This window comes from Mesobacillus jeotgali, from assembly GCF_900166585.1.
Classification (GTDB): Bacteria; Bacillota; Bacilli; order Bacillales; family Cytobacillaceae; genus Mesobacillus; species Mesobacillus jeotgali_A.
The window spans coordinates 574,361-592,303 of record NZ_FVZC01000007.1 but is presented as its reverse complement, the minus strand read 5'-3'; the positions used below and the strand labels follow the sequence as shown (position 1 = coordinate 592,303).

Annotated in this window: 21 protein-coding genes and 1 riboswitch; of the genes, 7 read left to right on the top strand and 14 right to left on the bottom strand. The window is 43.3% G+C overall.

The window, feature by feature from the left end:
- The first annotated feature begins 66 nt into the window (after nt 1-66).
- From B5X77_RS04260 to B5X77_RS04255, 3 genes are all read left to right on the top strand, one after another.
- Nucleotides 67-702 (top strand): Bax inhibitor-1/YccA family protein, encoded by a 636-nt coding sequence (locus B5X77_RS04260; RefSeq protein ID WP_079505413.1) that lies wholly within the window; start codon nt 67-69, stop codon nt 700-702.
- 338 nt (nt 703-1,040) lie between these two features.
- Nucleotides 1,041-1,178, top strand: a complete 138-nt coding sequence (locus B5X77_RS23210) for a hypothetical protein (RefSeq protein WP_176167229.1) — start codon at nt 1,041-1,043, stop codon at nt 1,176-1,178.
- A gap of 263 nt (nt 1,179-1,441) precedes the next feature.
- Entirely contained in the window at nt 1,442-1,774 is a 333-nt protein-coding gene (locus B5X77_RS04255; RefSeq protein WP_079505411.1) for a DUF3243 domain-containing protein, read from the top strand.
- A gap of 72 nt (nt 1,775-1,846) precedes the next feature.
- Here the strand turns inward: B5X77_RS04255 and B5X77_RS04250 are convergent, their stop codons facing one another.
- Nucleotides 1,847-2,785, bottom strand: a complete 939-nt coding sequence (locus B5X77_RS04250; RefSeq protein WP_079505891.1) for a magnesium transporter CorA family protein — start codon at nt 2,783-2,785, stop codon at nt 1,847-1,849.
- Between the two features lie 178 nt (nt 2,786-2,963).
- Here B5X77_RS04250 and B5X77_RS04245 point away from each other — a divergent pair, with 178 nt between their 5' ends.
- Both B5X77_RS04245 and B5X77_RS04240 read left to right on the top strand, forming a co-directional pair.
- Entirely contained in the window at nt 2,964-3,227 is a 264-nt protein-coding gene (locus B5X77_RS04245; RefSeq protein WP_079505409.1) for a hypothetical protein, read from the top strand.
- A 90-nt stretch (nt 3,228-3,317) separates the two neighbouring features.
- Nucleotides 3,318-3,977 (top strand): TrkA C-terminal domain-containing protein, encoded by a 660-nt coding sequence (locus B5X77_RS04240; RefSeq protein ID WP_079505407.1) that lies wholly within the window; start codon nt 3,318-3,320, stop codon nt 3,975-3,977.
- Between the two features lie 64 nt (nt 3,978-4,041).
- Here B5X77_RS04240 and B5X77_RS04235 read toward each other — a convergent pair whose 3' ends face one another.
- From B5X77_RS04235 to B5X77_RS23915, 4 genes are all read right to left on the bottom strand, one after another.
- Nucleotides 4,042-4,425, bottom strand: a complete 384-nt coding sequence (locus tag B5X77_RS04235) for a DUF1284 domain-containing protein (RefSeq protein WP_373887799.1) — start codon at nt 4,423-4,425, stop codon at nt 4,042-4,044.
- A 115-nt stretch (nt 4,426-4,540) separates the two neighbouring features.
- Nucleotides 4,541-5,872, bottom strand: a complete 1,332-nt coding sequence (locus B5X77_RS04230; RefSeq protein ID WP_079505403.1) for a polysaccharide biosynthesis protein — start codon at nt 5,870-5,872, stop codon at nt 4,541-4,543.
- 270 nt (nt 5,873-6,142) lie between these two features.
- A complete protein-coding gene (abc-f, locus tag B5X77_RS04225; protein ID WP_079505401.1) occupies nt 6,143-8,041 on the bottom strand; it encodes a ribosomal protection-like ABC-F family protein in 1,899 nt (632 codons plus the stop codon).
- Between the two features lie 157 nt (nt 8,042-8,198).
- On the bottom strand, nt 8,199-8,354 hold the full coding sequence (locus B5X77_RS23915) for an RAxF-45 family protein (protein WP_306807285.1): 156 nt from the start codon (nt 8,352-8,354) through the stop codon (nt 8,199-8,201).
- A 558-nt stretch (nt 8,355-8,912) separates the two neighbouring features.
- Here B5X77_RS23915 and B5X77_RS04220 point away from each other — a divergent pair.
- On the top strand, nt 8,913-9,107 hold the full coding sequence (locus tag B5X77_RS04220; protein ID WP_079505399.1) for a hypothetical protein: 195 nt from the start codon (nt 8,913-8,915) through the stop codon (nt 9,105-9,107).
- 276 nt (nt 9,108-9,383) lie between these two features.
- Here B5X77_RS04220 and B5X77_RS04215 read toward each other — a convergent pair whose 3' ends face one another.
- The 6 genes from B5X77_RS04215 to safA form a co-directional block, all read right to left on the bottom strand.
- Complete coding sequence (locus tag B5X77_RS04215) at nt 9,384-10,016, bottom strand: response regulator transcription factor (RefSeq protein WP_079505397.1); 633 nt, start codon at nt 10,014-10,016, stop codon at nt 9,384-9,386.
- Nucleotides 10,009-11,055, bottom strand: a complete 1,047-nt coding sequence (locus B5X77_RS04210; protein WP_079505395.1) for a sensor histidine kinase — start codon at nt 11,053-11,055, stop codon at nt 10,009-10,011. The genes B5X77_RS04215 and B5X77_RS04210 overlap by 8 nt, the downstream gene beginning before the upstream one ends.
- Nucleotides 11,052-11,783: a cell wall-active antibiotics response protein LiaF gene (gene liaF, locus B5X77_RS04205; RefSeq protein ID WP_079505393.1), complete on the bottom strand. Its 732-nt coding sequence runs from the start codon at nt 11,781-11,783 to the stop codon at nt 11,052-11,054. The genes B5X77_RS04210 and liaF overlap by 4 nt, the downstream gene beginning before the upstream one ends.
- 48 nt (nt 11,784-11,831) lie before the next feature.
- The gene (locus B5X77_RS04200; RefSeq protein WP_079505391.1) at nt 11,832-12,554 is read right to left on the bottom strand and encodes a PspA/IM30 family protein; all 723 of its coding nucleotides are present in this window, start codon (nt 12,552-12,554) and stop codon (nt 11,832-11,834) included.
- A gap of 46 nt (nt 12,555-12,600) precedes the next feature.
- Nucleotides 12,601-12,945 carry a lmo0954 family membrane protein gene (locus B5X77_RS04195; RefSeq protein WP_079505389.1) on the bottom strand — a complete coding sequence of 115 codons (345 nt, stop codon included), beginning with the start codon at nt 12,943-12,945 and terminating at the stop codon, nt 12,601-12,603.
- A 157-nt stretch (nt 12,946-13,102) separates the two neighbouring features.
- On the bottom strand, nt 13,103-13,711 hold the full coding sequence (safA, locus tag B5X77_RS04190; protein ID WP_079505387.1) for a SafA/ExsA family spore coat assembly protein: 609 nt from the start codon (nt 13,709-13,711) through the stop codon (nt 13,103-13,105).
- Between the two features lie 122 nt (nt 13,712-13,833).
- Here safA and B5X77_RS23205 point away from each other — a divergent pair, with 122 nt between their 5' ends.
- Complete coding sequence (locus B5X77_RS23205; protein ID WP_176167192.1) at nt 13,834-13,977, top strand: hypothetical protein; 144 nt, start codon at nt 13,834-13,836, stop codon at nt 13,975-13,977.
- Nucleotides 13,978-14,254: 277 nt separating this feature from the next.
- Here the strand turns inward: B5X77_RS23205 and B5X77_RS04185 are convergent, their stop codons facing one another.
- From B5X77_RS04185 to B5X77_RS23645, 3 genes are all read right to left on the bottom strand, one after another.
- Nucleotides 14,255-14,842, bottom strand: a complete 588-nt coding sequence (locus B5X77_RS04185; protein ID WP_079505385.1) for a YflT domain-containing protein — start codon at nt 14,840-14,842, stop codon at nt 14,255-14,257.
- A gap of 158 nt (nt 14,843-15,000) precedes the next feature.
- Entirely contained in the window at nt 15,001-16,143 is a 1,143-nt protein-coding gene (locus B5X77_RS04180) for a trans-sulfuration enzyme family protein (RefSeq protein WP_079505383.1), read from the bottom strand.
- Nucleotides 16,144-16,313: 170 nt separating this feature from the next.
- Nucleotides 16,314-16,400: riboswitch (SAM riboswitch) on the bottom strand.
- 96 nt (nt 16,401-16,496) lie between these two features.
- The gene (locus B5X77_RS23645; protein WP_257391717.1) at nt 16,497-17,774 is read right to left on the bottom strand and encodes a CBS domain-containing protein; all 1,278 of its coding nucleotides are present in this window, start codon (nt 17,772-17,774) and stop codon (nt 16,497-16,499) included.
- Nucleotides 17,775-17,943: the final 169 nt, after the last annotated feature.

Genomic DNA, 17,943 nt, shown 5'->3' with positions numbered 1-17,943 from the left:
TTTGAAACCTGTGCTGCCTGTCATCCGTATACATAATCAAATAAAATTTATGAGGTGACATATTAGATGTACACTTATACTGATAACTCGATGATGCCATCGGTAATGAGAACCTTCGCGTTTTCACTGGCAATTGCATTTATCGGCACAATGTCCGGAGTGTTCGTTCCGCCAGCGCTGTTCCTCCCGCTCGTTATCATTGAGCTCGTGATGTTGATCGGAGTGTTCTTTTTAAGGAAAAAGAAAGCTATTTCATATGCATTTCTATATGCGTTTACGTTCATCTCCGGAATGACGATGTATCCTGTCATTGCCCATTACATCGCAGTTTCCGGGGCGAATGTCGTCATTAATGCGCTCGGGGCAACTACAGTTGTTTTCACCGGTCTTGCGATTTATGCGTCAAAAACAAAACGTGACCTGAGCTTCCTTGGCGGAATGCTGATGGCCGCTTTGCTGGCATTGATTGCTGTAGCTATCTTTAACTTGATTTGGCCGCTTAGCAGCACTGGAATGATGGCTTATTCCTTCATTGGGATCCTAGTCTTCAGTGGGTATGTTTTATTCGATTTCAATAGGATGAAGCATTATGGAGTGAGTCCGGAAGAAGTACCGCTTATGGCGCTTAATCTGTATCTGGATTTCATCAATCTTTTCCTATATATCCTGCGCTTCTTCGGGATCCTATCAAGCAATGACTAATAATGATTAAAAGGCAGTCCAGAGCGGCTGTCTTTTTGCTTGTACCATTATTTGGATTAATCACCAGATTTTTATTAAGTTTATTAAGTTTTCTGAGTTTTTCTTCGGGTATATATATAGTGCAAGGCCAATACAAAACTTAGAAGGGACTGGTTAAAGTGCAATACTTTACGGCGACTTCGGAATATGTCATTGGCTTAGCAAATGGAGGAAGATTTGCGTTACTGTCTCAAGGAACGCTGGTCTTAAATCGATGGACTTAAAATCGATTGATCACAATGTATTTCTTGCATAGTTTCAGCAAAACACTCCTCTAAGTAGTCCGCAGGATTGGAGCAATGCCAATACTAGTAAGGAAGGGACTGGTTAAGTTGAAAGACTTTACGGCGACTTCGGAATACGTCATTGGCTATGCAAGCGGAGGAAGATTCGCGCTGCTGTCTCAAGGCACGCTGGTCTTAAATCGATATATTTAATATCGATTTACCCCAGATGGGCAATTGAATAGCAAAATTTAATTCTCCTCCCATCGTCCGTATGTCGGACTTAAAAAAGGTGCAGGCCAGGCGGCCCGCACCTTTTTTAATGAAGCTATTTTCGTCCATTCTAAGCAAGGGAAATTCGCCTGCTGGTGCGTTAAAGATAACTTTTAGGCTCCAACCTGGATGTGCTGCCAGAGGTTTACTAGATTCCAGCTACAGGGTATTTAATAAATATCTTATTGAAGGAGGTTTTTTACATGGAAAAAGATCATATGATTCATAAAGATGGAGAAGTAGATACTAGCAAGGTGGATGAGACGCTTGAACGGATGGATTCCCAGAAAGCGGATGAGATCCTTGGTGATTTCAATGAGTTCAGGACTTATTTAAGCAAACGAATCAATCTGGGCAAAAAAGCTGGTTTAGATGAAGAGCAGCTGGCAAAGACGGCAGAAAAGGTAGCTGATTATCTAGCCGAGAACGTTGCACCGCGTAATAAAGAGGAGCAGCTATTGCAGGAGCTTTGGAAGGTGGGTAATAAAGAACAGCAGCATTCTCTTGCCCATATGCTGGTTAAATTGGCTGAATAAAAAAAATCGCCCTCGGGCGATTTTTTCATTCCCAGTTTGTTTATCGCATGGATTGCAAGCTCTACAATGGTCCTAGCCAAAAAACCTGTTCTTCTTATTCACCTTGAGGATATCCCCCATCCAGCCTTTTCTCTTCAGATAATAATAGAGCCCTGCTGTCGAGACTACGATTAATACTCCAGCAAAAAAATAGCCAAACTTCCATTCCAGCTCTGGCATGAGCTTGAAGTTCATCCCCCAGATCGCTCCTAAGGCGGTCACAGGTGTAAATAGAGTCGTCAGGACCGTCAATGTTTTCATGATTTCATTTCCCCGATGGGTTGAAACTACTTCTTCCAGATTGATCATCGTATCGATTGCCTGCTGGTATTCATCCAGCAGCATACGGACACGCTGAACCCGGGTTTCAACCCGGTTAAATTCCGGTTTTTCATGGATTTCTTTTCCATATGCTTCCTCCGCTGCCAGTTTAAGCTCTATAATTGGGATGACAAGATTGATCCAAACAAGTAGTTCGTGTCGGTTCTCATAAATTCTTTCCAGGATTCCTAAATTGTTCTGCTCCTTCATTTCCCATAACAACTTATGAAGGCGCTCCTCATAGCCATCAATCTTCTGTAAGTAGCTCGATAGAATTTGTCCCAAAAGGATAAAAAAGCCTTCAACCGCATTTTCAGCCTGGTCCATCTGTTTATGGACTCTAACCGGATTTGCTTTAAGAATGGAAAAATCGAAATCAACCGTTATAAAGAAGTCTTTTCCGATATAAAAATGGAAGATATTTTTTTCAGACTTATCCTCAATATCCTGCTGATAGATTAATGAGCCCCAAATGTATTCCTCGCCCCTTGTCTCTGTGTTGATTCCGAGAAGATTCCCTTCCTTATCTTTAATATTTTCCAGCCATTCTCCAGAAAAAATATCTTTTGAAATCAATTCCCTTGCCTTCTCCTCTTCCCCTTTATCGAAGTCATACCACACCCATCTTTTTTCATTAAATGTATATTTCAATGGTCTCAGACCTTTCATTTGTTAATCAACTATTACTCTTCCCTTTTTGTGCGAGCTTGAAACGAAATCGCTAATTCTTGGAAGGCTTTCCATTTTAAAAATGTTTCTGTTTTTAATAGAGCGGGTAAAAACAGTATAGACAACAGCATAGGTGAAAATAATTTAGGAGGGATACAATATGCAAACAAAAGCCAAAAATGCTGTCATGCTAGGTGTTGGAGCTGCAGCACTGTGGATGGCGATGAAACCGGAAAATAAAACGAAATTGACAGAGATGGCCACACAGGTAAAAGAAAAAATCATGCCACCCAAAACGGATGTGCTCCCTGTACAAAAAGCAGGCAACCCTGACCCAATGGATGTTGAGGACAACAAAATGGTCAGCGAAGGCGCTATGTACGGAGTCAACTATTACAATGAGAATCTTCAAGAACAGCGATAAAAAATGTCCGGGGAACAAGTTCCCCGGTCTATTTTTGTTTAATTCACACCTCGGCAATCTATACTAGATAGTACGAGGGGAGAGGAGGAAATGGGTATTCTTTTCATTTTCATATACTTGTTCATAGTTTTTACCGTGATTGAGATTAATACATCTATCTTTATAGCAACTGGATTAGACAGAACTGTAGCCCGATTCCAGGTGATCTCCATGTTAACCGGCACTGGTTTTACAACGGGTGAATCGGAATTGATCATTGATCATCCTGTCAGAAGAAAATTGGGAGCTTTTTTGATTCTTTTTGGAGCCTTCTCACTTGCCGTTATTATTTCGGCCATAAGCAAACTTTTAGAAGATACTTTTTATACCATGGAAATCGCCTATGCTGCTGGCGGATTATTAGTTCTAGTGTTTATTTTGAGAGCGCCCAAAGTGCAAGCCCTGATGACAGGGAAATTGAAAAGTGAAATGAAAGAAAACTATGAGCTTGCTGATTTGCCAATCAGCGATGTCCTTTTAATGGACGAAGATGATGAGGTCCGGGAAATTGCCATCAAAGAGGACTCTCAATATGCTGATATGACCTTCGATGAAATAGTGGATGCAGACGATGATATCATGCTCCTATTCATTAAACGAGGCGAAATCAATATAAGGAACAAAGCATATAATACAAAATTAGAGCCGGGTGACAAATTAATTTTGTATGGCAATAACCCTAAAATTGAAGAAAAATTTGAAGATGCCTGACCCGCTGGTTTTAGGTTCTACCATGAGTCAGGCATCTTTAGTAAAAAAGATTGCGCTGCAGACTTTAACCCTGGACGCTAGCACTCTTCTTATCGCGCAGTTCCGCAATCCCTTCCTTGCACACTCCATATTGCAGCCAGGAACAGTTTTTACAAAGCTCATCAAGGTCAGCAGGTTCAACCTTTTCTGCAGTCCAATTTACCAGCTCTGACTTTAGATAATGTTTATTAGGTACGAGACCTAAGTGACGGATGACTTTCCCGTCCATTGACAATACATGTTCATTCGAACCCTCGCTTGCCTCGCAAATCTCTAGCCCGCGGTGCGGACATGACATGCAGGCGTCATCGAAGGCTGCAACCACCTTTATGTAAAAATCCTTTTCCGGATCGCGAATATCATTCACGATACTCTCCATTTTCTTCACAAACTCCGGACTGTAACCCATCCCCCTGAAACCATGAACACAGAGGAGATGGTGCCCTCGCAATACTTTTTCCACACCATCACTCCTGAAAAAATTGTTTACTTAATTAATTCTTCAAAAAAGGTCTAAATTCCTTTCAAGTTCTGGAATCGGTGATTGTGCTCCTGGCCAGCCAGGTGATGCCAATTTTCTTGCAAATCGTCAGGTAATGGAGAAGCAAGATAACCATACTTCCAGCATTCATGCCTATGATAACCCCCTCCATTCCCCATTCCGGCCTTGAGCCAAGCAGGTAAATCAGTGCAAAAGTGACAGCGGTAGCGTATACAGAATGGATAAAAGTGTCCTTTACCAGACCAAGACCGATTAAATAGGCCTGCATCGGAATGGTGAAGTAGTGGAACAGGAAGTATGGAGCCAACAGCTGCAAGTAAACAGCGGCTTGTTGAGAGTGAAAAAATGTCATCGTCAATGGCTCAGCCAGAAAATAAAATGCGGTGACAGACGGTAAGCCATACAGTAAAGTCAGCAGCATCACGTGCTGAAGCAATTTTTGCAGCTTTCGGAAATCTTTTTCCGCATAAGCCTTTGATACAGTTGGAATAAGGATAATCAGGAATGAATGCGCAATGAATGCCGGAAAAAAACCAATTGTCATCGCAATCCCCGCCATCATCCCAAATTGTTCAGTCGCCATATCTGCAGAAAGTCCTGTGCTTACGATGGCATATTTAATCAAAAACGGCTGTACGGCATGGGTCAGCGAGTGAAAAATCCTCAGGCCCGTCGTCGGGACGGAAACTTCAACGAGACTCTTTCGCACCTCCCTTCCGCTTACAGGATTTCCTGGAACCCTCCTGATTTTTTGATAGGACATGATAAAATGATGCAATAAATATAGGAATACAACCAATTCGCTTCCAGCAAGCGTACAAAAGGCTACAAGAAGTGCCGTATCACTGCCGAATTCGAAATACTGGAAAAGGGCAGATAACAGGATTAACTGAACTGCCCTGCGCAGGAAATGAGAAACAGCGATTCTTCCCATCTCCTGCTTTCCCATGAAAAATCCCCTGGCAATGGCCGTAATCGTCATCACCGGGATGAGCGACAGCACCACCCATTTCAGCAGCGGATGGTATTCAGTGAAAACCGGTATGATTGGAATCACTATGGCAGCCGCGATCAGCAGAACGGTTGTGAACACCAGCGCCAGCCTGATGGCGTGCCTGATCATGCTCCGGTGGTACACCTCATCCTTCTCAGCAATCATCTTTGATATTGACACTGGCAGTTCAAAACTAGCCAGCATCATGATCAGGAAAATCGTCGGCAAAATGGTCATATAATGCCCCATCCCGCTTTCCCCAAGCTCGCGCGCAAGAATCATATTAACGAGGAACTCCACTATTTCAGCAAGAAAAGTAGCAATTACGAGGATGGACATCCCTTTCAAAAAAGTATTCATAGCTTCTCTCCCAATCCTGTCTCATTTACTCCTTTAAACATATGAGACAAGTCCGGACAATATTAAAGAAAGTGCAAATTGGTTAAGATACCCTGGGCAGATAGTGGATATTACAGCAAAGTTTACAGTTTTTATAAGCGAGGACCTGATTTTATCGCAGTTTTTCTTTTTATATCAAGTTTATGTGATTTTTATAGCGAATTGGAAATTCCACTCGTTATTTTCCAGTTAAAAAAGAACTGCTGGCTCCCAGCAGTTCTTGATATGTCTTTATGAAATTTCCTCCAGCTTTTCATAAAGCAGATTGCATCTGTTTTCCAGTTCTTCTTTTTTGGTGTGAAGCTCCTGCAGTACAGCTAAATCTGAGACAATGGCCATTTGGTCTTCAATTGAAGCGATGGCTGCTTCCTGCGCTTCTATCTTTTCGAGGAGTTCATTTTCGTTTGGAGCAGCCGGAGATTTCATGATAGACTTTTCCCTAATAAACGGAGTTTTTGCTGGATGTATAACCTCTGGGTGCGTATCCTCCAGCTCCTTCCGTTTTTCTTCCATCTTGATCCTCGCCCGATCGTAGTTACCCGTTATTTCAGTCAGCTCACCATTTTCAAGCCAGTATATCTTGTTAAAAAGTTTATTTAGGAAGTAACGGTCATGGGAAACGGCAAGCAATGTTCCTTCGAATCCTTCGAGCGCCTCTTCCAGCACTTCTCTTGAGTCGATATCCAAATGATTTGTCGGTTCATCCAGGATAAGGAAGTTGATGTCCTGGTGCATCAATTGTGCGAGCCGCAGCCTCATCCGTTCTCCTCCGCTAAGCTGGGAGACCTTTTTGAAAACAGCCGCGCCATAGAACAAGAATCCTGCAAGCACATTCCTCGCTTCCCCCTCGTTCATGACGACTTCACTCCTGAATGCTTCGAGTACAGATCCATCATCGCTCGACAGCTCCATATGCTGGGAGAGATAGCCAATCTTTACATTGCTGCCAATCCGCATTTCTCCATGATCCGGTGAAATTTCACTTCTGATGAATTTCAGAAGAGTTGTTTTTCCAGAGCCATTCTCGCCAACGATTGCAGCCCGATCCTGATATTTAAGCTGCAGATTTACACCTTCAAAAAGTTCTCGGGTACCGAATGACTTCTTTACTTCCTTGAAAACCAGAACATCTTTTCCGCTGCGGGCAGCTGTATCAAGTTCAAAATTCATTTTCTTTCTGTTTAAAATCGGCCTTTCGAGCTTTTCAATCCTGGCAAGCGCCCTTTCCATATTCGTTGCCCGTTTATGGAGCGCTGAACTTGGAGGATTCGACCTGTTTGCCCAGTCTCTCAGCCTTTTAATTGCTTCCTTCATTTTCTTGATTTTTCGCTGCTGCTCTTCATACGCCTGGAATTCACGCAGCAATTTAGCTTCTTTTTCCTTCACGAACCCGGAGTAATTTGTATGGTATAGGTCAATTTCTCCGTCTTCCATATCTAGGATTTTCGTTGCCGTTTCATCAAGAAAGTAACGGTCATGGGAAATGATGATGACGGTCCCATCATAGTCGTTCAGAAACTCTGCCAGCCATTCGGCAGCCATGATATCGAGATGGTTGGTCGGCTCGTCGAGAAGCAGCAGCTCTGGATTCCGCAACAGGCTCAGTCCCAGGCCAACCTTTGTTTTCTCTCCGCCGCTCAGACTATTGAAATGAGAATCGAGCAAGTTTGTAATCCTCAATCCATTGGCGACCCGGTTAACATTCGCTTCCATTTCATAACCGCCGCCAAGCGCAAACCTCTCTTGTAGCACTCCGTATTTTTTCAGCAGCCTTTCAAGCTTAAGCGAATCCTCGCATGCCGCTGCCATATCCATTTCCATCTTTTTCATCTGGCTCTGAACATCCAGTAAGTCATCAAAAGCTGTCGCCAGAACATCTCTCGCAGTCATGCTTTCCTGATATTGTGGTATCTGGGCCAGATAGCCAATCTTCAGGCCTTTCTTCCAGTGAATCTGCCCATTGTCCGGTTCTTCCATGCCTGCAACAAGCCGCAGCAATGTCGTCTTGCCGCATCCATTTGGTCCAACCAGGCCAACTCGATCTTTCTCATTTATTTCAAACGACATATCCTCAAAAATCAGATTTCCGCCGTACATTTTGCTTATATGGTTAACACTGCATGTTATCATAATGTTTTCCTCCTAAATTGATCCCCCTTTTCTCCTGAACCCCGGCTTGCTAATAAAACGCAAAAAAGCCAGGGGCAGATAGCTCTGCACCTGGCTTCGGATTCCATGAATACAAAGAGAGGACTAGTGTGCCCTCTCAATTCACTGAAACTTATTCCTAAGCGGGAAAAGAGATGATCGTACCGTTTGTTTTTGATATTGAGCTGTTAAAAAAGGGCATACGTATCCCGTTGGCAGCTGCAACAGCAAATTTTGCACGACAAAAATAAAGGAATTCATTCCAAAATCCGCGTACAAAAACAGTCTTGATCATCTCTCCTCACCTCCGTTCAATAATAATTAGTTTTATTCTACAATCTCTATATTATTTTAGCAAGTTTTTCCTTAAACGTTACTGTTGAGCAGTACTTTTTTAGGGGCTTTGTAACGGCTTTTGATTTTGGACAGTTTTTTCGATTACCTTCGCCATATCTGTCACTCATAACTCTGTTAACGGACAATTTACTCGATCGCTTCTCTATTTCTGTCCATCATAGACCGGTTGATGGACACTTCTTCTTATTTCTCCATCATTTTTGTCGGTCATATACCCGGTGGCGGACAATGTTTCTGGTTTCCCCGCTATTTCTGTCTGTGGTAGTCTTTGCTATTAGGGATTCATTAGAAGAGAGATTTCTAGATTGGAGTTTAATGCGGGTTTTTAATAAGGTTTACGAAAAGAGAGACTTATTAATCAATCGTTTAATTAAATCTTCCCATTGCTGTAGGCATGGGGTTTTCTCAATTTTTCCCAAACTGATAATCTTGTGGATATAGTGTTTAAGCATGCTTGGACCGCGGGTAAGGATAATTAACGAAGGAGTGGGTGACAATGCTAAGACAACTGGAACTTTCCGATTACCAGCTCTGGATGTGTAAAAAAATTAAAGAAAAGTTAGCTGAAAAGCATAACTATATAAATTGCGCTTCCCATTATCCAAATGAATTTGAAGAACGGGAAGTCATATCCATTGCGTTAAGCGAAATGCTTATGAAGTTAGATGTAATCGAAGAAAAAGCCAATTAGTTTTATCTGGGGCCATCGCTTGGCCTCTTTTTGTTTTTTTAGAGAGAGCCGCTCGTTTAATTGTCCATTGATAGTCTTATTGGTCTAAATAACTTTTATCAGAATGGTTCTTCCTTAATTCTGCAAGAATTTCCTTCATCAATGCTTCCTGTCTTTTTGTGCTTGTCACAAGGATGACGAATAAGGTGGCCAGGACAGCGGAAGGACTATTGAAACCCAAATCCCCATCAGGCTGAATATACCCGCAAGCGGTTCCATCCGCTCCACCTCCTTTTTTTATGTTACAAGAGAATGCCTGAATGCATAGATGACTGCCTGGGTGCGGTCCTGTACCTGCAGTTTGCTTAAGATATTGCTGACATGCGTTTTTACGGTCTTCAAGGCGATAAAGAGCTCATCTGCAATTTCCTGGTTTGTCTTTCCTTCCGCGATCAGCTTCAGCACTTCCATCTCGCGTTCGGTCAGCTCTTCATGCAATTCGACGCTGTGCTTCTGGCGCATTTTCATCATCATCTTTCCGGTCACCTCAGGTTCAAGGACAGGCTGGCCAGAATAGGTAACCCGTACTGCATTTGCTATTTCGCTGGCCTTTGAGGTCTTCAGCATATAGCTTGTTGCCCCTGCTTCTAGCGCTGGATATACCTTTTCATCATCGAGGAAACTGGTCACAATGATGATTTTCGCTTCTGCCCATTGTTCAATGATTTGCTTTGTCGCTTCTATTCCGTCCATTTCCTTCATGACCAGATCCATCAGGATGATATCAGGCCGCAATTCAAGTGCCATATCGACTCCAGCCTTGCCGTTGTCGGCTTCACCGATTACCTCGATGTCCGGCTGTGCTGATAAGTAAGATGAAACTCCAATCCGCACCATTTCATGATCGTCCACAAACACTACTTTAATCATTCTTCTCACCTGCCATCACTAAAATAGGAACCTTAACCTCAAGCCTGGTCCCTTTATTTTCAACGCTTACAATCTTCATTGTCCCTCCGATTTCACCGGCACGTTCATGCATATTCTGAAGGCCGTACGAGCCTGCTTTCGCTTCTTCGACGTTAAAACCTATCCCGTCATCAACCACCCGCAATATGACTATGTCATCGCGGTGGATCAACAGGACCTCAAGCTGGTCCGCTTTTGCATGGCGCAGTGTGTTGGAAATCGATTCCTGCAGAATCCTAAAAAGGTGGTCCTCGACTCCCTTATCCAGCGGAAATTGCTCGACCTTCCAATTTATATCCATCGTGACTTTTTGTCTTAATTCTAGCAGGAGCTCTTCAATTCCTTCCTGCAGGCTCTTCCCTTTTAACGCTACCGGTCGGAGATGGAGAAGCAGTGCCCTCATTTCCAGCTGTGATTGATGGATCATCTCCTCTACCATCTTCAGCTGTTTTGCTTCACGTTCCTCGGAAGGACCCTTTGTTTCATTGATGGCTGACATCAGCATGGATGCCGCAAATAACTGCTGGCTAACCGAATCATGCAGCTCTCTCGCAAGCCGGTTGCGCTCCTGAGAAATGATATCCTGTATCCGCGATTCCTGCTCCTCCGCTTTTTCAGTAGCCAGCCTCTGTGACAGCATCGCTTTTTCAGATATTTGCTTATGCAGTTTGGTGACTCGTTGTGAGATTGTGGAAAGCTCTGTATATCCCTGGATTACATCGATTTCTGGCTGTTGCCCTTCTTCAAGCTGAAAGAGCCAGTTGTTGACCGCTTTAAACTGCTTGCGCCAGTATATGCCAGAAGTCATCCCGAATGCGATGCCCGCTACTACACTTATACTGAAGGTAAAGATGACAAACGGGATATCCATCAGTTCACGGTTCCACAGATCAGAAAAACGCGGAGCCGGGAAAACTAGCCAATAGGACAGTGTCAGTGCTATAAACAGAATGATTCCAAGGGCCAGACCCCATAGAATTTGGCGCATGGCAGTTGTCATATACGTTTCACCTCGATATTCCCCGCGACCATCGAGGTAAAGATTTTCACCTTTTGCGATGCCTGTTCGTAGCCAGGTGTCTGTATGAATAGGCTCTGATTCAGTACCCTCGCTTCTTGATGCTCAAAAATCTCCGCAGAACCGACTACCGATGAATGACGGAGGGTCACTTCTAAATCATATGGTACGTACACCTTAACATTCCCGATGAGATTCCGGATAAAGATTACCGTCTCACCCTTTGGCAGTACTGTCAGGCTTAAGTCAATAACGCTGTCGCCAATCCCTGCCTGGATGTTGACATCATCCCAATCATATACATAAGATGGCGTTTCCTGATGGCCAAAGAAACGGTTTTTGAAAAGAGGCGGTTTTTCAATCAGCATTTCCTTACCGTTTGCTTTTTCAGGCTCCTGTAAAACTGGCGTGATGATTTCGGGTTTCTTTTTTGACTGAATGTATTGATAAGCCAGATAGACCAGAACCGCTAACAGGAAAAACCTGAAGGTCATCATGCTGAAAACGCTGCTGAGCAAAAAGAACAATCCGGCCCAAAAAAGCAGTTTCCCTGATTTTCTCGGCATCAACGAACGCCCAAAGTAGATCATCGCTCCACTGGCCAGAAGGGAGAAAATCAGCCCTTCGTTGAAAAAAGAAACTTCCAGTAAAAGCAAGATGAGTCCGGTAATCACAATCCAGCTAATATAATCATTTTTCATATTCAACATGCTGTTTTCCCCCTTTCTTCTAAAATATTGGACTAATTTTTGAGAGGATTATAACTTGAAGTTCATTCGAGGTGATATCCAAAAGGCGCAGCTGCCTGCGCCTTTATAGGATACCATGTTTTGCCTATTAAATAGTATGGGTTTCTTTATTTTTGTACTCTTTTTCAAGCTTGGCAATCCTGCCTCAATGGTGTTCCGGTGATAATCGCTGTTGACCTTTTCTTCTAGCTGGCCAAGATAGGTTTCCATTTCCGCAAACCTTGAATATGGCTTGTCGGAGTAGGAACTATTATCGAGCACCTGATCCATCCTGTAATGGGCCCGGGTTACATTTTCACGGCCCATCAGCTCAAGTCGGCGGATATTCATATCCTTTAGTTTGTGCTTCATTTCTTCGTATTTCCGTTCCAGTTCCAGCTGCTGCTTGCCCGCATTTTCTTTCGCTTCCTTCAGCCTGGCTGCACGTTCTTCGTATTGGATCTGTTCCTGATTTGCAAACTCCTGAAGTTCGGATTCTCCTGCGCTCAGCGCGATATCTGCCTGATACTTCCTTTTTTCTGCCATTTCAAGCGCTTGATGGTATTCACGAGCAAACTGTTCCTTTAGCTGACTCTGGCGCTCAAGCAGCTTTCTCACCTTTTCCGTTTCTGCTTCACACTCACGAAGGTACTGGTTCAAAAGTGCAATTGGGTTCTTTCTCTCCTTCTGGTCAAGTGCCTCATGAAGGTCTGCCATTACGGTGTTTTTAATTCTTGTTAATAGATTAGCCATTTAATATCTCTCCTTTGGATTCTAATGATTTCTGCTTTTTAAAAGCTTAGTTGTTTTTCAATTGTGCCCATTGCTTTTCAAAATTGATGAAAGGATCGTTCTCTTGTTGCATGACGTTTTCTTTCTTGTCCCAATTCTTATACACAAGGTAGAGCACGTAAGCTGCTGCTATTCCCAGGATGGCTGGCACGTTTGAAGCAGTGGCCATCAGGATGATGAATCCTGCAATTCCCCAGCCGACTTTGCCTCCTGTCGAGTTAGCCTTTAAGAACTTCTTGATGACAAAGTAAAGCACTAACACGCTTATGCCCAATCCCACGAGCGGGCCAAGGTTGGAGATCAGCACCATGGCAGCAATGAAACCGGCAGCAAGCAAACCAATTTTTTTCATGTTCAATTCCTCCTTATCTCTTATGTACTCATCTTACCTTTTACGGAAAATATCTATAACGTGCCTGAGCTTGATTTTCATGTAGGTCCTGAGGCTTACTGATATGCCGGACCATTCAATATAAATACCCCAGCGACAGCTTCACTGGGGTATTTCTTTATTTAGCGATAAACATTTGGGTCCAATAGTGGCCATAATTTCCTCCTGATGCATGCCCGACACCAATATGGGTATAGGCAGGGTTCAGGATATTCTTCCGATGTCCCGGACTGTTCATCCATGACTGCACTACATCATTTGGAGTCCTCTGGCCGGCGGCTATATTTTCGCCGGCATTTCGATAATTGATTCCAAAGCTTCTCATCATGGAGAATGGACTGCCATATACAGGGCTTGTATGAGAAAAATAGTTTTTATCTCTCATTTCAACAGATTTGTAGCGAGCAACCCTGGAAAGCTGCCAGTCCTCTGCAAACGGCTTGAGTCCATTCTTTGAGCGTTCCTGGTTTGTCAGCTCGATTACCTCGCTTTCAATACTCTTTGTTGCCCTTAAGTTAGGAATATTGATCCTCTGGCCAGGATAAATCAAGTTAGGATTCTTTAAATGCAGGTTAGCTGAAATGATCTCTGAAAGGCCAACCCTGTATCTAATCGAAATCTTCCAGAGGGTATCTCCTGACTGAACCGTATAGACCTGCTGAGCGAACGACGAGGTCGGAACAGCCAGATACATTAAAACCATTGCCAATATGATTTTTTTAAACATTTTCATGCCTCCTCACCTGATAGGATGAGATTATTCGATTGAAATATACCGATTTAACTTTAGATTAGAAGAAAACATCACTTTCACATTGCATATAGTTTATTGAGGGAGGAATGAGGAATATGGGATATCTTTGGGTAATGACCATCGGTTTTGTCATTTGTCTCGGCCTGGTTGCCGGCGTATTAATGTTTTTCATAACCTCTGCTTTTGACTTTGATGACGCAAGTCGGATTGATTTACTGGATACTAGGGAAGAAGAGTAGCAAAAGCTGGCTGCTATGTCGCTGCAGCCAGCTTGTTCACAACACTTTCCTAATCATCAACTACTGCATTGGCATCGGTAACACAACTTAGATCTACTAATGAAATCCAGCCAGTTAGGACAGTTTTTCCACTCCGAAATCCGGTTAAACCAAAGGCGGTTTTGCATCATCGTCCTCTGTGCAGGTGGGTATGCCTGTCTATGAAAGAACCTTGCATGAACGCACTCATTATTTTAACCTATAAAAAAAGCTGCCAGATGGCAGCCTTTTTTATAGGTTAAAAATCACGTGTGTTGTCAAAACGAGTGTTGGCTGGGTTGTCCGACGTAAGCGGAGCATCAACCGGGTTGTGAGATCTTGTTCCGTCCAAGCCAGCAGTTCTAGTTGAATCAACAGTAGTTGTATCATTCAGACCAACTCTGTTTTCATCACGCTCGACTACGACCAGGATTTTACCTTCTTTTACATAGCCTTCGTAGCGTTCGGCTTCATCTTCAGGAATACCCATTCCAATCAATGCTCCAGCCAATCCGCCCGCACCTGCGCCCACTGCGGCGCCTGTAAGCGTAGCAGCAATCGGACCTGCAGCCACGATTGGGCCGATACCAGGAATCGCAAGTGCACCGATGCCTGCAAGTAATCCGGTAAGTCCGCCTAAGATTCCGCCTGTTGCTGCACCCGCAGCAAGACCTTCCTCAGTCTTCGTACCGGTTGCTTCGTTGACGTGATCAACTTCTTCGTCGTTTTTACTAATAACAGAGATATCATCGGTATGATACCCTTGCCTTTTCAGATCCTCAACGGCCTGAATTGCGTCTTGCTCGTTATTATATACTCCTACAAGATGTTTTTCATGTTCAAACATATTAACAGCCTCCTTTAGACGAGTAGTCCTTTTATAGATACCCGCCTCCAGGAGGTGTAAACCTTATGTCGAAGGATTATCAAAGGTTATATGGACATTCAGTACCACTATTTGAAGTCCATTTTGCCATTCAAAACAGAGCTGTAAATGCATTTGATTTATTTTAAAGCATTAGCCAGTGCCGCATCGAATTGTGAAACGATATCCTCGCTGTGTTCGATTCCAACCGAAATCCTGACCAGACGATAGCTTATGCCAAGTTCGGCTTGAGCCTCAGCAGGCAGTGCACGATGGGAGGTTTTCAGAGGATGGGAAACCGTTGTTTCAACTCCGGCCAGTGTCGGAACGATTTTTATCCAGCCAAGGGATTTGAAAAATAAATCTGTATCTACATGCTCTGCAAGCTCAATCGTGACGATAGCTCCGAAGCCTTTTTCAGCTTCTGCAAATGGAAAGTATACCCTTGCGACATTCTTGTTTCCGCGCAGACTTTCAGCAAGCAATTTAGCATTTTCTGATTGGGCTTTCATCCTTAGGGCAAGTGTCTTTAAGCCCCTGCAGGTCAGCCAAGCCTCAAAAGGGCTGAGATTCGCTCCTAAATTCACGATCCTCGCGCGGGCCTCAGCAATTAATTCCTTTCTGCCAACAATGACACCTGAAGTGACATCGCTATGTCCGCCGATGTATTTAGTTGCACTATGGACAACTAGGTCGGCACCAAACTCATACGGACGCACATGGAGTGGCGTAGCAAATGTATTATCTACTAATAATACAAGATTTCTCTCTTTTGCCAGCGCGATAACTTCGTCCAGCTTTTCAACCCGAAGGAGCGGATTTGTGATCGACTCTGTATACAGGAGCTTCGTGTTTGGCTTTATGGCGTTTACGGCATTGTTCAAGTCGGAGAACGGCACAAATGTCGTTTCAATACCGAAGCGTTCTAGCTCTGCTTTTAACATATGGAAACTTCCTCCATATACATCATCCGCGGCAACTATATGGTCACCGCTTCTCACTACTGCAAGGACACCTGCCAAAATCGCAGCCAATCCCGAGGATGCTGCCACCCCGTCCTCTGCATGCTCAAGAGCCGCCACCGACTGTCCGAGCTCATCCGTATTTGGATTGCCAACCCTGGAGTATAAATAATTGCCTTCACCCTGGTAAAACCCTTCAAGTTCATCGAGATCATTGAAGGTAAAAGCCGAAGTCTGATAAATTGGCGTTGCTTTGCTTTTTATTCCCTTTTGCTTCGTATGTTTGGAATGAAGCACTTCCGTTTCAAACCTTTTCCTCATTTCGTCCACCTGCTTCTGAATAGTTTTGCTTATTGTTTGTTTGCACCGACAACTGGAATGAAACTCAGTCGCTTTTTATCTACTGATAGTCGAAGTGCTACAGTAAACTAGAAAAAGAAGCCAACAATAAAAACCTCTCCAAATAAGGAGAGGTTCCAAATGCTCAGCCTCACTTATCCTTCAGGAATTAGCACCTTTCTAATAAAGAAGGTTGCCGGGCTTCACAGGGCCTGTCCCTCCGCCGCTCTGGATAAGAGTTATTTTTTAAAATGAATGATATTAGCTGAAGTATATCAATATGGCCGTTACCTCGTCAATGAAGGATTTTCAAATGAATTAAGCGGTGTGAGAATTTAGTCATCCGGGTCACTGTCAAGCAAATCCCATGGCGTGATCACACCGATCGGTTTTCCATGACGATCGCCTGTTTCTGTGATGATAACCGCCTGAAGCTTCTTGCCTCTAGTGTGATAACGCTCGAATAATTCCTCAATATGATATAAGGAAGCCTCCTCATCCACAAAAGTCACGAAATAATTTTTTCCCTTCGTCAGCAATTCTTTTACCCGGACGTCTTCAAAATGGACAACATTGTCAGAAAAATGCTTCGCCATCCACTGGATGATTTCCGTTGACGTCAGCAGCGCCACATATTTGTCTTCCTTGTCATAGACAGGGAATCTTGTAAAATCAAACTTGTTGATCACCTTGAGCACATCTTTTAAATAAGCATCCTCATAATAGTAAAATACAGGACTTGTCGCAATTGATAAAGCTGTCTGCGGCTTCTCGAACTCTTTTGCGATTTCCTCAATCTGTTCAATTACCTCGATATGCGGTTCGGCAATATAATAGTCTGCATTCACCCTCTCATGGACAATGGCATTCCGCAGCTTTGCAAACTGATGCAGCTCACTCTTATATTTTCGGATCAATGAATGGTTTTTATAACCCGAGTACAGCAGCTCGACAAACGCATCGCTGTCCGTCCCCTTCACCATCTCTTTCAGCGCTTTATGGATCCTGTTGAACGCCGTCTCAAACTTGCCAGATTGCTCCTTATGCTTTACTTCTTCATTTGGTCCAGATTTAGAATCTATGTTTTTTGCAGATTTGGAATTTTTGTCTGGTGAAGTTTTCTCCTGATTTTTTGCTTGTGATGATTTTGATGACTCTCTAACTTTAGCTGAATTGCCGTTTTTATCCTGTGATGATTTCAATTCTTTATCCCCGGAAGTTTTAAAATTTTGATCCTGGGGCGATTTAGTGTTTTGATTTTTACCTGTACCATTCTCAGCGTTGGGGTCAGGAGCTTTTTTGGACTGACCTGCTTTCCTGCGGCTCCCTTTTTGTTTTGATTCTTGAGACGCTGATTCCTTTACATTCTGCGTTTTTTGTTTGCCGCTGTTCTGCTTTACTGCCTTTCCTGTGTTATGTTGGGGGCTTTTCTCCGCCTGATCCTCGTTCTCATCAACACGTTTTAGCCGGTGATTCTCAGTTACCGGGTTGGGGTTAGTTCTTAAATAAGAGTTGCTGCCCCGTTTTTCATTCGCTTTACGAGACTGTTGACTCTTCTGTTTTTTCGAAGATGTCCGATTCGATCTATGTTCAACCTGAGTATTCTTTGCCAAAATGGTCCCTCCGTTGTTTCGAGTAACTTCTCTACTCATTACCCCAATTTGTACTTTTACTAATCATGGATATATAATGTAAAAATTCCAGCTGTACTTAAAGTTTGTTACAATAAGTATAGTACATACACTGTAAATAGTTAGTAGATTTCATAGTAAAGGGTTTGAT